Source organism: Methylomonas montana, from assembly GCF_030490285.1.
Classification (GTDB): domain Bacteria; phylum Pseudomonadota; class Gammaproteobacteria; order Methylococcales; family Methylomonadaceae; genus Methylomonas; species Methylomonas montana.
The window spans coordinates 2642565-2655750 of record NZ_CP129884.1 but is presented as its reverse complement, the minus strand read 5'-3'; the positions used below and the strand labels follow the sequence as shown (position 1 = coordinate 2655750).

Annotated in this window: 10 protein-coding genes; 6 read left to right on the top strand and 4 right to left on the bottom strand. The window is 54.3% G+C overall.

What is annotated here, in order from left to right; genetic code table 11:
* Positions 1-44 precede the first annotated feature (44 nt).
* From dapA to QZJ86_RS12290, 4 genes are all read left to right on the top strand, one after another.
* Complete coding sequence (gene dapA / locus QZJ86_RS12305) at positions 45-920, top strand: 4-hydroxy-tetrahydrodipicolinate synthase (protein ID WP_301670715.1); 876 nt, start codon at positions 45-47, stop codon at positions 918-920.
* Positions 921-922: 2 nt separating this feature from the next.
* Positions 923-1663, top strand: a complete 741-nt coding sequence (bamC, locus tag QZJ86_RS12300; RefSeq protein WP_301670714.1) for an outer membrane protein assembly factor BamC — start codon at positions 923-925, stop codon at positions 1661-1663.
* Positions 1664-1780: 117 nt separating this feature from the next.
* Complete coding sequence (gene purL, locus QZJ86_RS12295; protein ID WP_301670713.1) at positions 1781-5743, top strand: phosphoribosylformylglycinamidine synthase; 3963 nt, start codon at positions 1781-1783, stop codon at positions 5741-5743.
* Positions 5744-5895: 152 nt separating this feature from the next.
* Positions 5896-7350 (top strand): hypothetical protein, encoded by a 1455-nt coding sequence (locus tag QZJ86_RS12290; RefSeq protein ID WP_301670712.1) that lies wholly within the window; start codon positions 5896-5898, stop codon positions 7348-7350.
* A 19-nt stretch (positions 7351-7369) separates the two neighbouring features.
* Here QZJ86_RS12290 and QZJ86_RS12285 read toward each other — a convergent pair whose 3' ends face one another.
* Both QZJ86_RS12285 and QZJ86_RS12280 read right to left on the bottom strand, forming a co-directional pair.
* Positions 7370-7795: a GNAT family acetyltransferase gene (locus tag QZJ86_RS12285; protein WP_301670711.1), complete on the bottom strand. Its 426-nt coding sequence runs from the start codon at positions 7793-7795 to the stop codon at positions 7370-7372.
* Between the two features lie 140 nt (positions 7796-7935).
* On the bottom strand, positions 7936-8232 hold the full coding sequence (locus QZJ86_RS12280) for a helix-hairpin-helix domain-containing protein (protein ID WP_301670710.1): 297 nt from the start codon (positions 8230-8232) through the stop codon (positions 7936-7938).
* A 235-nt stretch (positions 8233-8467) separates the two neighbouring features.
* Here QZJ86_RS12280 and QZJ86_RS12275 point away from each other — a divergent pair, with 235 nt between their 5' ends.
* Entirely contained in the window at positions 8468-9781 is a 1314-nt protein-coding gene (locus QZJ86_RS12275; protein ID WP_301670709.1) for a sensor histidine kinase, read from the top strand.
* Complete coding sequence (locus tag QZJ86_RS12270) at positions 9778-10422, top strand: response regulator transcription factor (RefSeq protein ID WP_301670708.1); 645 nt, start codon at positions 9778-9780, stop codon at positions 10420-10422. The genes QZJ86_RS12275 and QZJ86_RS12270 overlap by 4 nt, the downstream gene beginning before the upstream one ends.
* Positions 10423-10468: 46 nt before the next feature.
* Here the strand turns inward: QZJ86_RS12270 and QZJ86_RS12265 are convergent, their stop codons facing one another.
* On the bottom strand, positions 10469-11299 hold the full coding sequence (locus QZJ86_RS12265; protein WP_301670707.1) for an HDOD domain-containing protein: 831 nt from the start codon (positions 11297-11299) through the stop codon (positions 10469-10471).
* Positions 11300-11433: 134 nt separating this feature from the next.
* Entirely contained in the window at positions 11434-13134 is a 1701-nt protein-coding gene (locus QZJ86_RS12260) for a methyl-accepting chemotaxis protein (RefSeq protein WP_301670706.1), read from the bottom strand.
* Between the last annotated feature and the right edge of the window lie 52 nt (positions 13135-13186).

Sequence of the window (13186 nt, the reverse complement as noted above, 5' to 3'; positions counted from 1 at the left end):
TGATATAATGGCCGGGTTTTATATCACCCGAACGAGAGATTTGCATGATTCAAGGTAGTATCGTTGCGCTGGTAACCCCAATGACGGAAGACGGCGCGGTGGATGAAGCCAGTTTAAAACGGCTGGTCGAATTTCATATTGAGCAAGGCACCGATGCGCTGGTCGCGGTCGGTACCACTGGCGAATCGGCGACTCTCGACGAAGACGAACATTGCGCGGTGATCAAGTTCATCGTCGAATGCGTGGCCGGCCGGATCCCGGTGATTGCCGGCACCGGCGCCAATTGCACTCGGGAGGCGATTCATCTGACGCAAAAAGCCAAGCAAGCCGGCGCGGATGCCTGTTTGCTGGTCACGCCTTACTACAACAAACCGACCCAGGAAGGTTTGTATCTGCATTACAAAGCCATTGCCGAAGCGGTTGACATTCCGCAAATTCTGTATAACGTGCCAGGCCGCACCGCGTGCGATCTGTTGCCGGAAACCGTGGGCCGCCTGGCGAAAATTAAGAATATTGTCGGCGTGAAAGAAGCCACTGGCAAGCTGGAGCGGGTCAAACAAATCCGGGATTTAACCGGCGACGATTTTGCGCTGTATACCGGCGACGATGCCACCAGTTGCGAATTTTGTCTGATGGGTGGCAACGGCAGTATCACTGTGACCGGTAACGTCGCCCCTAAACTGGTTCACGACATGCTGGCGGCGGCGATGAGCGGCGATCGCGCCAGCGCCGAGGCGATCGATGCCAAACTGACCGGTTTGCATGGTAGCTTGTTTATCCAATCCAATCCGATTCCGGTTAAATGGGCCGTCGCCGAAATGGGCTTGATGGGCAAGGGCATTCGTCTGCCGTTGACCTGGCTAACCGAAGACTGTTTCGATGCCGTGCGCGCAGCGATGCATCAGGCCGGCGTCGTATAACTATGAAAAAATGCCCCTGCGGCCGTTTAGCGGTTATCGGTTTGCTGTTGCTCAATGCTTCGGCCTGTAGCACCATCAAGAGTTGGTTCCCGGATAAGGAAAGAGACTATCAATTTACGACCGAAATCCCGGAGTTGATCGTACCCGAGGATCTGAAAGCCAAGACTTTCCCGAGCCGGCCGGAAGCGACTGCCGCTAATGCCGCGCCTATTCCGCAAGCCTCTGCGACGGCCAAGGCGGCCGAGGTTGTCGAGCCCGTTACCAGCAAATCGGAAGCGGAGCCGCTGGAAGCTGCTGCCAGTCCAGGTCATGGCGTACAAACCACCGGCGCCAGCGGCGTCAGTAGCTTGCAAATCGACCAATCCGTCAAGCAGGCCTGGTGGTTGGTGGGTAAAGCACTGAGCCGGCAAAAGCTGGAAGTGGTCGAACGCAATCTGGACAAAGGCTATTTCTTTGTCAAATACGATCCGGAAGCGATTAAGCCGGAGGATGGTTCCATTTGGGATGAAGTAACTTTTTTGTTTGGCGACGATCCTAGCCAGGAACAAGAATACCGGGTGAGCTTGCAGGAACTCGATGCGCAACTCACCGAAGTGACCGTGCAAAATAGCGAAGGCCAAACCATTTCCAACGCCGCCGCCACCTCCTTGCTCAGATTAATAACCGAAGGCATTAACCAGGATTTACCGACGAGCACGAACGATAATCCGGAAAGTGCCGCCGATCAATCCAAAGCGCCATAGGTAAGTAGCCATTGCTGCAACAATTCAGGTTTTACCTCAAATTGCATTATGAATGCCGGAGCTGACCGTGCTGCGGTTTTCTCTATCCAGCTTTAAAAATCGACCCAAACACAGCCCATGTTGACCATTTCCGGAACTTCCGCACTTTCCCGTTTCCGTCTCGAAAAATTACTCGGCGAACTGCAAGCCGTCGATAGCGGCATTACCGCCGTCAGCGCTCGGTTTCAGCATTTCGTCCAGCTAGACGGCGAATTGAACGGCGAGCAGCAGGCGATGCTGCAACGTTTGCTGGATTACGGGTATAGTCACGAAAATATCGAAAATACACTAACGCTAGAAAATAGTAGCGAATTGCCAGCAGCCCAATCCTCCGTATCGCTGTGGGTCGTTCCTCGTTTGGGCACTATTTCGCCCTGGTCCAGCAAGGCCTCGGAAATTGCCGAACGCTGTGGGTTATCCACCGTGAAACGTATCGAGCGTGGCATATCCTATACCTTTGCTAGTGCTACTGAGTTGAGCGATGCTGTCAAACACCAACTGGCTGGTTTGCTGCACGACCGAATGATACAGCAGGTCGTTTATAACGAAACCGAGCTGGATTTGTTTGCCGAACACGAGCCCAAGCCGCTGCAAAGCGTGGCCATCATCGAGCAGGGCAGGGATGCCTTGGTCAGAGCCAATACCGAATTGGGTCTGGCCTTGTCGGCGGACGAAATCGATTATCTGACCGATAGTTTTATTAATTTGGGCCGCAATCCGACCGACGTCGAGCTGATGATGTTCGCCCAGGCCAATTCCGAACACTGCCGGCATAAAATCTTCAACGCCAGCTGGACCATAGATGGCGAAGACCAGGCTAAGTCGCTGTTCGCGATGATACGCAACACCCACACCCTGAATCCGCAAGGCGTGTTGTCGGCGTATAGCGACAACTCTTCTGTTTTGGAAGGCCCGACTGCGCAGGTATTCATCCGCGATGCGGCTAATAACTATGCCTACGGCTATGTCGAAGAGCAGGCGCACCTGCTGATGAAGGTGGAAACCCACAATCATCCGACCGCGATTTCTCCGCATCCCGGCGCGGCGACGGGTTCCGGCGGCGAGATTCGCGACGAAGGCGCCACCGGTCGCGGTTCGGCGACCAAGGCCGGCTTGACCGGTTTCAGCGTTTCGCATCTGAAAATCCCCGGTTTCGAACAGCCCTGGGAAGCCGACTATGGCAAACCGGAGCGTATCGTTTCCGCTTTGGACATCATGCTGGAAGGCCCAATCGGTGGGGCGGCGTTCAACAACGAATTCGGCCGGCCCAACATCGCCGGTTATTTCCGCAGCTTCGAGCAACCCTCGGAAACGGGCGAGCCCAACCAATATCGCGGCTACCACAAACCGATCATGATAGCCGGTGGCATGGGCAATATCCGGCCGATGCTGGTTGACAAGCATCCTATTCCAGCTGGTTCTCTGATCGTCATTCTCGGCGGCCCGGCGATGTTGATCGGTTTGGGCGGCGGCGCGGCATCCTCGCAAACCTCCGGCGAAAGCGCGGCGGAACTGGATTTTGCTTCGGTGCAGCGCGAGAACCCGGAAATGGAGCGCCGTTGCCAGGAAGTCATCAATCACTGCAACTCGCTGGCCGACAACACGCCGATTATTTCCATCCACGACATCGGCGCCGGCGGCCTGTCCAACGCGGTGCCGGAAATCATTCACGACTGCGACCGCGGCGGCCGTTTCGAACTGCGCAAGGTGCAAAACGCCGACAAGGGCATGTCGCCGATGCAGATCTGGTGCAACGAAGCTCAGGAACGCTATGTGGTGGCGATCAAGCCCGAATCGCTGGAACTGTTCGAATCCTTCTGCAAGCGCGAACATTGTTTGTATGCGGTGATCGGCTACGCTACGGATGAAGAACATCTGACCCTGAGCGACGAATGGCTGGGTCGCTCCCAGCATCCTGCTTCTTGCGACACTAGCACATCCATGCGCGTCGGCGCTCACCCGGTCGACCTGCCGATGTCGGTGCTGTTCGGCAAGCCGCCGAAAATGCATAGAAACGTCCAGCGTTTAACCAAGGATTTGCCGGCACTGAAGCTGGATTCCGTCGAACTGGCCGAAGCGGTGAAACGGGTGTTGGCATTCCCTGCCGTGGCCGACAAGAGTTTCTTGATTCACATCGGCGACCGTTCGGTGACCGGTCTGGTAGCGCGAGACCAGATGGTCGGCCCGTGGCAGGTGCCGGTCGCCGATGTCGCGGTGACCGCATCCGGTTTTTATGCCTATACCGGCGAAGCTATGGCGATGGGCGAACGCACCCCGCTGGCGCTGATCGACGGCCCGGCTTCCGGTCGCATGGCGATAGGCGAAGCCTTGACTAATCTGGCGGCGGCGCGCATCGGCAAACTGGGCGATGTGAAATTGTCGGCTAACTGGATGGCGGCTTGCGGCAGTCCCGGCGAAGATGCGGTCTTGTTCGATACCGTCAAGGCGGTGGGTATGGAGCTGTGTCCCGAGCTGGGCATAGCGATTCCGGTCGGCAAGGATTCCTTGTCGATGAAAAGCGTTTGGAAAGACTCTAGCGGAGAGAAGACCATGACTTCGCCTCTGTCGTTAATCATCACCGCCTTCGCGCCGGTGCAGGATGTGCGCAATACGCTGACCCCGGAACTCAAGGGCGAAGACAGCGTATTGCTGTTGATCGATCTGGGGCAGGGCAAAAACCGTCTCGGTGGCTCGGTGCTGGCCCAAGTTTACAACCAGCTTGGCAATCAGGCGCCCGATCTGGACGATGCCGGTCTGTTCAAGCGTTTCTTCGATACCATCCAGTCTCTGAATGAACAAGGCTTGGTTTTGGCTTATCACGACCGCGCCGACGGCGGCTTGCTGGCGACGGTGACCGAAATGCTGCTTGCGAGTCGCAAGGGCGTCGAGCTGGATATTTCCGAGCTCGGTAATGATGTATTGGCGGCCTTGTTTAACGAGGAATTGGGCGCGGTGCTGCAAGTAAAAAAATCCGAACTGGATCATGTCGCACGGTTGCTGGATCAGGCCGGTCTTGACGAGTTTACGCACGTGGTAGGCACGGTGGTTTCGGGTCAACAGCTGCGTATCGTCCAAAACGGCAATGAAATCTACCGTGCCAACCGGGCCGAATTGCAGCAAACCTGGTCGGAAGTCAGCTTTAGGATGCAGGCGCTGCGCGACAATCCCGATTGCGCCGGCCAGCAGTTCGAGCGCATCGCCGACGACAGCGATCCAGGCTTGTCCGCTGTGTTGACTTACGACATCAACGACGACATTACCGCGTGCTTTGCGAATGGAGAAAAACCTAAGGTTGCCATTCTGCGCGAGCAGGGCGTCAACGGCCACGTCGAGATGGCGGCGGCTTTCGATAGGGCCGGTTTCGCGGCCATCGACGTGCACATGACCGACATCATCAGCGGCCGAGTTTCGTTGACCGAATTCACCGGACTGGTGGCTTGCGGCGGATTTTCTTACGGCGACGTATTGGGCGCCGGCGGCGGCTGGGCAAAGTCCATCCTGTTCAATGCCAAAGCCCGCGACGAATTCGCGGCCTTCTTTAATCGCCCCGACACCTTTGGCTTGGGCGTATGTAACGGCTGTCAGATGATGTCCGGCCTGAAAGACATCATTCCCGGCGCCGAATATTGGCCGCAGTTCAAACGCAACCTGTCTGAACAATTCGAGGCGCGGGTGGCGATGGTCAAGGTGCAGGAGTCGCCGTCGATTTTCTTTCAAGGCATGACTGGCTCGATGCTGCCGGTCGTGGTCGCGCATGGCGAAGGCAGGGCCGAATTCGGCGTTCAAGAACCGTCAATAGCGCCAGTCGCGTTGAGTTATATCGATAACTACGGCAACCAGACAGAAGCCTTCCCGGCCAACCCCAATGGTTCGCCGTTAGGCATCACCGGCCTAACCACCACCGACGGCCGATTTACCATCATGATGCCGCATCCCGAGCGCTGCTTCCGCGCCGTGCAAAACTCCTGGCATCCTGCCGATTGGTCGGAAGACGGGGCCTGGCTGCGGATGTTTAGAAATGCGCGGGTTTGGGTGGGGTAAACCTACTGCCGCTTGTACGGCTGGCTCCCTACCTTAGCCGCAGGTTTGTGATGCCCCGCACCCTGCGCGTTTCAGCACTGGCCGGCATACTCGTTTTATGTCTTCAAGCCTGCGCTAGTTGGAGACCGCTTCCGCCGTCACCGATACAGAGCATGGATTGCGACAGCCTGTTCGACGAGATGGACCGACGTGTCGATGAGTACGGCGTGGCGGATGCAACTGCGGCTCGGATATCCGGTTTTCCGGAATTGCGTGTCGATCGATTCCTGGCGTCTTTTGCAAATGAAGGTGTGGCAGGCGAAGCTTACGCTGCATGGCTTGAACGTTTGCGGAAACTGGATGAAACAGCCCGGCTGATCGAATGGCGTAACTTGCCAGCAGAGGCGACAGCTTCGCCGCTGGACGCTTTCGGCTCTAATGTCGAAACAGTAGTGAATGTCTGTGGACACATCCTAGCCGAGCAGGAGCTGATGTATCCGCATCGGCGCGGCCAATTGTTATCAGCTATCGAGCCGCCAGATGCCTATTCGACCTGGCAGCGGTTCTTCGGTCTCTATTTTCTCAGCCGCTGGGTCATCGTCGATGGTGTTTGGCGGGTGCAGCGGGAAATGCGCGAACCCTTCCTCAATCCCGATCAGAATCGGTCCGGCACAGGCCGATTGATTCGCTATGCCCCACCGGCGCCGGATGCGCTAAGTTCGGCCGAGGTTGCCAAGGTTCTTGAGCAGTCGGCGCTTAATCCATTAAGCATTCCTGAGCCTTCCGACGATCAATTCGCCCGATTATTTTCCACTTTTGCGCCGATCTGGGCCGTTGACACGGCGGACGACAATGACCGCATCGGTTCTGCCGACATTGACGATGAGGATGGAAAAAGCTATATCAACACTCAAAAACCCGTCGTTTATCGGCTGCCGTCTTATACACGCCTTGGCGGCCAAGTGCTGCTCCAACTCAATTACCTCGTCTGGTTTCCAGCCCGGCCATCGGTAAGCTGGATGGATATTTATGCAGGCCGCTTCGACGGACTCATCTGGCGCGTTACCTTGGGGATGGATGGCAAGCCGCTGGCCTATGACAGTATTCATCCCTGCGGCTGTTATTACATGGTCTTTCCGGGTGAAGGCGCACGGTTCGTGCAACCCCTGGACGGTTCGGAGCCGATCTTGTCGCCGATGCCGATTCTTGGACCCAAGCCCGGCGAACGCCTGGTGATTCAGGTCGCTTCGGGCAACCATTTCATCCGTGGTATCGGATCGGAAGAACAGGCAGCGGTTTCCGACATTTATGGCTGGCTTGCTTATGACCAACTCCGCTCGCTGCCGATGCCCAACGGCCGACACCGCAGTTTGTTTGATACGGATGGTTTGGTACCGGGCAGCGAGCGTCCGGAGCGATTTCTATTTTGGCCTATGGGAGTGCCGAGCGCGGGGGCCATGCGCCAATGGGGATCGCATGCGATTGCCTTCCTCGGCAAACGGCATTTTGACGATCCGTGGCTGCTGGAAAAATTCATACAACCCCGCCGGGAAGCGTTAGGCGAGAACACTTTACAAGCCGTTCCCGCAGACGATGGCGATAACCCACTAAAACTCGACGCGCACTGAATCTATGTCGGGGGGCTGTCTATTGCTGATCCTGAATCAGCCGCTTGCCGAGGCTGACAACGTCGTCTTGAACGTAGCCTAGCTTGCGGTAAAACTCCAACACTTCCAGATTGCCGGTACGTACCTGTAGATTCAGCTTCGGGCAACCGCGTTCTATCAGCAAGCGTTCCGCTTCATTCATCAATTGCCTGCCCAGGGATAAGCGTCGTTTATCGGGGGCGACGGCCAGATAATTGACCCAGCCGCGATGGCCGTCGAAGCCCGCCATTGCGCTAGCGATGATTTTCTGGTCTCCATTGACGCCTACCAGAAACAATTCCGGCTGTACGCCAAGCTTGCGCTCGATGTCCAGGTAAGGATCGTTCCAGGGGCGGAGCAGACCGCATTCATCCCATAGCGCGATCAAGGCGTCCTGGTCGCCGGTTTGATAAGAGCGGATTTTCATTGTCAGACGTCAATCTTGTAGTTCAATCGAATGTTAAAGCCCCAGTTTTCCGGCGGACTTTCCAGGACGCATATTTCGATGTCGAGTGTTCCTTAATCCCGTAAATCTTGACTTGCGCCATGCCCATGCGCTGCTCCTGGCTAATGTTGAGTCGTTTGGTAACGCCGCTTTCGCGCCTTGGTAAATGCCCACCAAGGCTGCGGCTCACCGCCGTTCATGAAGGCTACGACAGACATCAAGACGTCGATCATACATGGGTCGTGGTGGACACCGGTGGTTCGGCAAAGTTGTTCGTAAAGTTCGAAAGGATCCCGACCGATCAGTTGCTCGGGCCTGTCTATGCCGATCAGCCGCAAATCTCCCGCGCAGGCCTTGCCGATATTCGGCAAGTCTTCGAGTTTAACGGTGCGGGCTCTGTCGACTTTTTTCGGATGCATCTGGACGTTTATAGGTGATGTAAGCGGATTATAGCCAATGACCACTGAAAGCTGCGAGGGTGGTGGTGAATCAGGGTTTTTATGTTCGCTTGCGCGACTAGCCATGAATGGGGATGGCTGCGCTTGTACTCATGGCGGTGTTAGCTGAATGCATCGAAGGCTAAAAAAGAATTTTTCCTATAGCTGCGTGGGAAGCAAGGCGGGATAATGGCTGGTTTTTAATACCCTTGATGTTATGAGCCTTCGCTATCAGATTATTTGTCGCATCCTGTTGTCTTCGGTTTGTATTCTGGTGCTGGGCGGGGCGATTGCGGTATGGCAGGCGCGACAGTCAGTCGAGAAAGAAGTCGATGCTTCTATCCATTTGGCGCTGCAACTGATTACCTTGGGGATTGCCGATACGCCGGTGTTCCAGCAAAGCGACGATTTATCCCGTTTCAGCGCATTGCGGCAAACTCGGCATTTAAGCATCCAATTACAAAAGCCGGATGGTCAATTGATCCATTTCGCCGGGGAACATCAACCCAGCAATCCGGAAGAGATGCCGCCTGCCTGGTTTATCCGCTTGGTAAAAGGCGATTATCCCAAAGTCGAACATCAATTGCATACCCAGGACGGCAAGCTATTGACATTGATTATCCAGGCGCAGCCGCTCGATGAAATCACCGAAGTCTGGCAGGAAAGCGTGGCTTTTTTTGCCTCGATTTCTTTGCTAACCATGTTGACGTTTTTCGCGGTCAATCTGGTGTTTAATAAATCCTTGAAATCTATCGGGGTGATTGTCGACGCCTTGCGTCTGGTTGAAACCGGTCAGTATCGGCAGCAATTGCCACCGTTTTCAACACAGGAGTTCGACAACATCGCCAAGGCTATCAACCATATGACCGTGGAGCTGGAAAAAGCCCGCCAGGAAAACCGGGCGTTGACGCAGCATTCGCTGGCGATACAAGAAGAAGAGCGGCAACGCTTGTCTCAGGAGCTGCATGACGAGTTTGGGCAGTCGCTGACGGCGATTAAGGTGATGGCCGTGACGGCAGCGCACCAGAAAGCCGATACCGCCAAAATTACCGCATCGATTACCGAGATTTGCGACCATCTGATGACCGTGGTGCGCTCGATGATGCAGCAATTGCATCCCTTGGTGTTGACCGAGTTGGGCTTGAAAGCCACCTTGGAGGAGATGGTCAATCATTGGGCGGAGCGCAATGCCGAGCTGCAATTGACTATCCGTTGCAGCGATGAAGTGGACGATCTGGATAAAAATCTGACTATCCAAGTATTTCGGGTGATCCAGGAATGTTTGACCAATGTGGTACGTCACGCCAAGGCCCATCGGGTCAGCATTGATCTGGAAAAGCTGGTACGGCCGCAAGCCTGTTTGTGGCTCAAAGTGCAAGACGATGGCCAAGGTTGCGATTTGAAGTCCATTAGCCGCGGCTTTGGTTTATCAGGTATCAAAGAACGGATCAAGTCGTTGGACGGCGAACTGGAGGTGGTTTCGCGTCCCGGCAATGGCTTGATGGTTAACGCGCGTATCCCTTTAGCATGAATGACAAAATTAAAATCCTGCTGGTAGACGACCATCTGGTGGTGAGGGCCGGCTTTCGAATGTTATTGGCGACCGGCGATAGTGTCGAGGTGATCGGCGAAGCCGAGCGCGGAGAGCAAGCGATTCAGCTTTATCAAGAATTGAATCCGGATATGTTGGTGATGGACTTATCGATGCCCGGCATCGGCGGCCTGGAAACCATACGCCGTATCGTCCAGCGCGATAGTCAGGCGCGTATTCTGGTCTTTAGCGTTCATCATGAGCAGGTTTATGTGAGTCGCGCGTTGAGTGCCGGGGCATTGGGGTATATCACCAAGAATAGCGCTCCTGGTATCTTGGCGGAAGCGATAGGCGCGATTATGGATGGCCAATGTTATGTCGAGCGTGGCCTGATCAAGGAAAGTCACGAGACGGAGCAGCACAGCGACCATCAAGCAACTATCGCCAGCTTCTCGCCGCGAGAATTCGATGTGTTTAGTCTGCTGGCCCAAGGCTTGACGGTACATAAAATCGCCGATCAACTTTGCCTCGGCCATAAAACCGTGGCCAACTATGCGACGCAAATCAAGAAAAAGCTGCAAGTCGATACCACGACCGAGCTGGCGCATATCGCGGTCAATTTAGGCATGATGGCACGCTAATCCGAGTCTCTTGGGACAGGCCAAGCGATTGTTGATCTTTTGGCGTTTAATCCAGGAGGCCGTCCAGTTCCGATTTTTCGGCAAGAATTTGCGGCATTTTTTCGTTAAGCAATTGGGTTGACAGTCCCAATTGCTCGCTTACCTCGGTCGGTAAGCGCGCTAATATCTGGCTTTCGTCCAAACCCCGATCTTGGCAATCGCTGATGAAATGAGCCAAGAATACCGCGCAACTCAGTTTGTTAGGCGTTTCGGCTGTCATGGGCTCGGCGGACTGCTCAATGGTTTCTATCAACTCATCGGCAAATTTCCAGCGGCGGCACAGTTCGGCGCAGACTGCTTGGCTGGTGAAGCCTAGGCGTTTTTTCTCGGTTTCGAGTCGAGAGCTCCCGGCTTTGACGTGTTGATCGATTTCGTTGGCCTCTCGGGGACTGCCGATATGAATCAGAATATTACCCAGATTGCTGACCAGACCCGCCGTATAGGCAATATCCGCCGCCTGTCCTGATTGTGCGGCTAGCCATTTCGCGTGGCTGGCGGTCCGAAAACTATTGCGCCAACTTTGCTTCACGTCGAAATGTTCTAATTGCGGCACTACGCTGATCAGGCCGGATGCGATGACTAAGGTTTTTAACTGATTGAGGCCCAGCATGGTGATGGCTTCATCGATGGAGCCTATTTTGCGGGATAAACCGAAATGCGCGGAGTTCACCAAACGAAGGATTTTTAAAACAAGAACTTGTTCCTTTTCAACGTTTTTTGCTATATCCAGCATCTCCGCATGGGGATTATTCAGTTGATTAATGACAGTTCTTACTACTTCGGGGATTTGCGGAATTTTGTGAATTTGGTCGAACAGCAGATTGATGGATGTTGGCATTTTTAAGACCTGACCTTAATGAAGGAAATTAACGATGATGCGCCGTTAAGTATAGTCAGGCAGGACAAACAGGTTTGATAAATTCGACTTGGATTTGGTCGGCGCGACCAGTCGCGCCGACCTGATTGTTCGGATTAGGTTTTGAAGTTTCCGACCATGGAGCGCAATTGATTCGCCAGTTCGAGTAATTCGTGGCAGGCGTCTGCAGTGTTTTTGGCGCCTATCGAGGTTTCTTCGGAGACATGGCTGATATTGCTGATATTACGATTGATTTCCTCGGCAACTGCAGTTTGTTCTTCGGCAGCGCTGGCAATCTGATTGTTCATGTCATTGATGGTGTCTATACGTTCGCTGATCGAAGTGATGGAGCCGCCCGCCGAAGCGGCTTGTTCGACACTCGATGTCGCTCGGCTTCTACCATTATCCATCACCGCCACCGCTTGCTTGGCACGGTCTTGCAAGCGTTCGATGGTTTTTTGAATTTCCAGTGTAGAGTTTTGGGTGCGGCTGGCCAAAGTTCTGACCTCGTCGGCCACTACCGCGAAACCTCGACCTTGTTCACCGGCTCGCGCCGCTTCGATCGCGGCGTTTAACGCCAGCAGATTGGTTTGTTCGGCGATGCCTTGAATGACCCCCAGTACTTCGCCAATGCTGTTGCTGTCGTTTTCTAGTTCATGAATGACATTGGCGGCGTTTTCCACTTCCGACGCCAAGCTATTGATGCCGTTTACCGCTTCCTTGACGATGCTTTTGCCGGAAGAGGCTTCTTTGTCGGCGATTTCGGCAGCCTCGGATGCTCTGACGGCGTTTTTGGCAACCTCCTGTACGGTGGAGGTCATTTGTTTCATTGCATTGGCGACCAGGGTGGTTTCGTGTAATTGGCGTTCGACGCCAGCTTGGGTGGTCTGGGTAATATTCGCTAATTTGTGCGAAGCGCTAGTCAGTTTTTCACTGGTAACACTGATTTGATCTATCGTTTTGCCTATTTTGCGAACGAAAGAATTGAAGCTTGAGGCAATCCAAGCAAATTCCGATTTGCCGCTTGCGTCCAGGCGAGCGCGAAGATCGCCGTCGCCACTGCCGATGTCTTGGAGTTTTAAGGCTAATGCCGTTAGCGGACCGATGATGATTTTGCTCATCGTGAAATAGCCGGTGAGGCCGATAATGACCAATGTCAGGCACAGGAAGCCGACGGCGTAATACGCATGGGTTGTCAATTGGCCGAGCGTTACGCTGAATGGCGTGATGATTTCAAACGCGCCGTGTAAATCGCCGGCTCGGCGATTTTCCATCGGGTAGCCAAGCAAATCCTGGCCTTTGTCGTTGTTCCAAAGAGTTTGCGAGGTTTTCGGGTCGCCGTGACAAAGTTCGCATTGTTTAACCATTTTCACAGGGCGAAGGTAGCGAATCTCCTGCTTGTCTTCGTCAACATAGCTGTAATCGGCGGCGGCGGGATTGCTCTTGAAGAATTCCAGGGCTTTGCGTTCGATGTCGTCCGCTGCATTCCTAGGGTTTCTGGGGCTGATACTGGGTGCTTTAAAACGGAAGCCATGATCCTTTGCTTCCGATTCGATCACATCCCAGGCGTTAGCGGTCGGTACCGTAGCAATGACCAGGTCTCTGGATTTGGCGGGATCGTTTTGCTGGACTAGGTGCATGAGTTGCTCGGGTGAATAAATACCCGCTTCCCATTTCTTGACGACATTGTCTCGAATCGATTCGGAAAGTATCAGCAACTGGCGCGACGATTGGATTTCCCTATCAACCAGTTTTTGTTTTTCGACATTTGCGTAAACAACTAAAATTGCTATGCCTACCAATGTGAGTACTGACATGGTTATCGAAACCACCTTTACTCCCACCGAATGCCAGTTCATCATCAACATC

Excerpts from the sequence above, each read along its gene's own strand:
- dapA (WP_301670715.1), top strand. The coding sequence starts at position 45 with ATGATTCAAGGTAGTATCGTTGCGCTGGTAACCCCAATGACGGAAGAC.
- bamC (WP_301670714.1), top strand. The coding sequence starts at position 923 with ATGAAAAAATGCCCCTGCGGCCGTTTAGCGGTTATCGGTTTGCTGTTG.
- purL (WP_301670713.1), top strand. The coding sequence starts at position 1,781 with ATGTTGACCATTTCCGGAACTTCCGCACTTTCCCGTTTCCGTCTCGAA.
- QZJ86_RS12290 (WP_301670712.1), top strand. The coding sequence starts at position 5,896 with ATGGATTGCGACAGCCTGTTCGACGAGATGGACCGACGTGTCGATGAG.
- QZJ86_RS12285 (WP_301670711.1), bottom strand. The coding sequence starts at position 7,795 with ATGAAAATCCGCTCTTATCAAACCGGCGACCAGGACGCCTTGATCGCG.
- QZJ86_RS12280 (WP_301670710.1), bottom strand. The coding sequence starts at position 8,232 with ATGCATCCGAAAAAAGTCGACAGAGCCCGCACCGTTAAACTCGAAGAC.
- QZJ86_RS12275 (WP_301670709.1), top strand. The coding sequence starts at position 8,468 with ATGAGCCTTCGCTATCAGATTATTTGTCGCATCCTGTTGTCTTCGGTT.
- QZJ86_RS12270 (WP_301670708.1), top strand. The coding sequence starts at position 9,778 with ATGAATGACAAAATTAAAATCCTGCTGGTAGACGACCATCTGGTGGTG.
- QZJ86_RS12265 (WP_301670707.1), bottom strand. The coding sequence starts at position 11,299 with ATGCCAACATCCATCAATCTGCTGTTCGACCAAATTCACAAAATTCCG.
- QZJ86_RS12260 (WP_301670706.1), bottom strand. The coding sequence starts at position 13,134 with ATGTCAGTACTCACATTGGTAGGCATAGCAATTTTAGTTGTTTACGCA.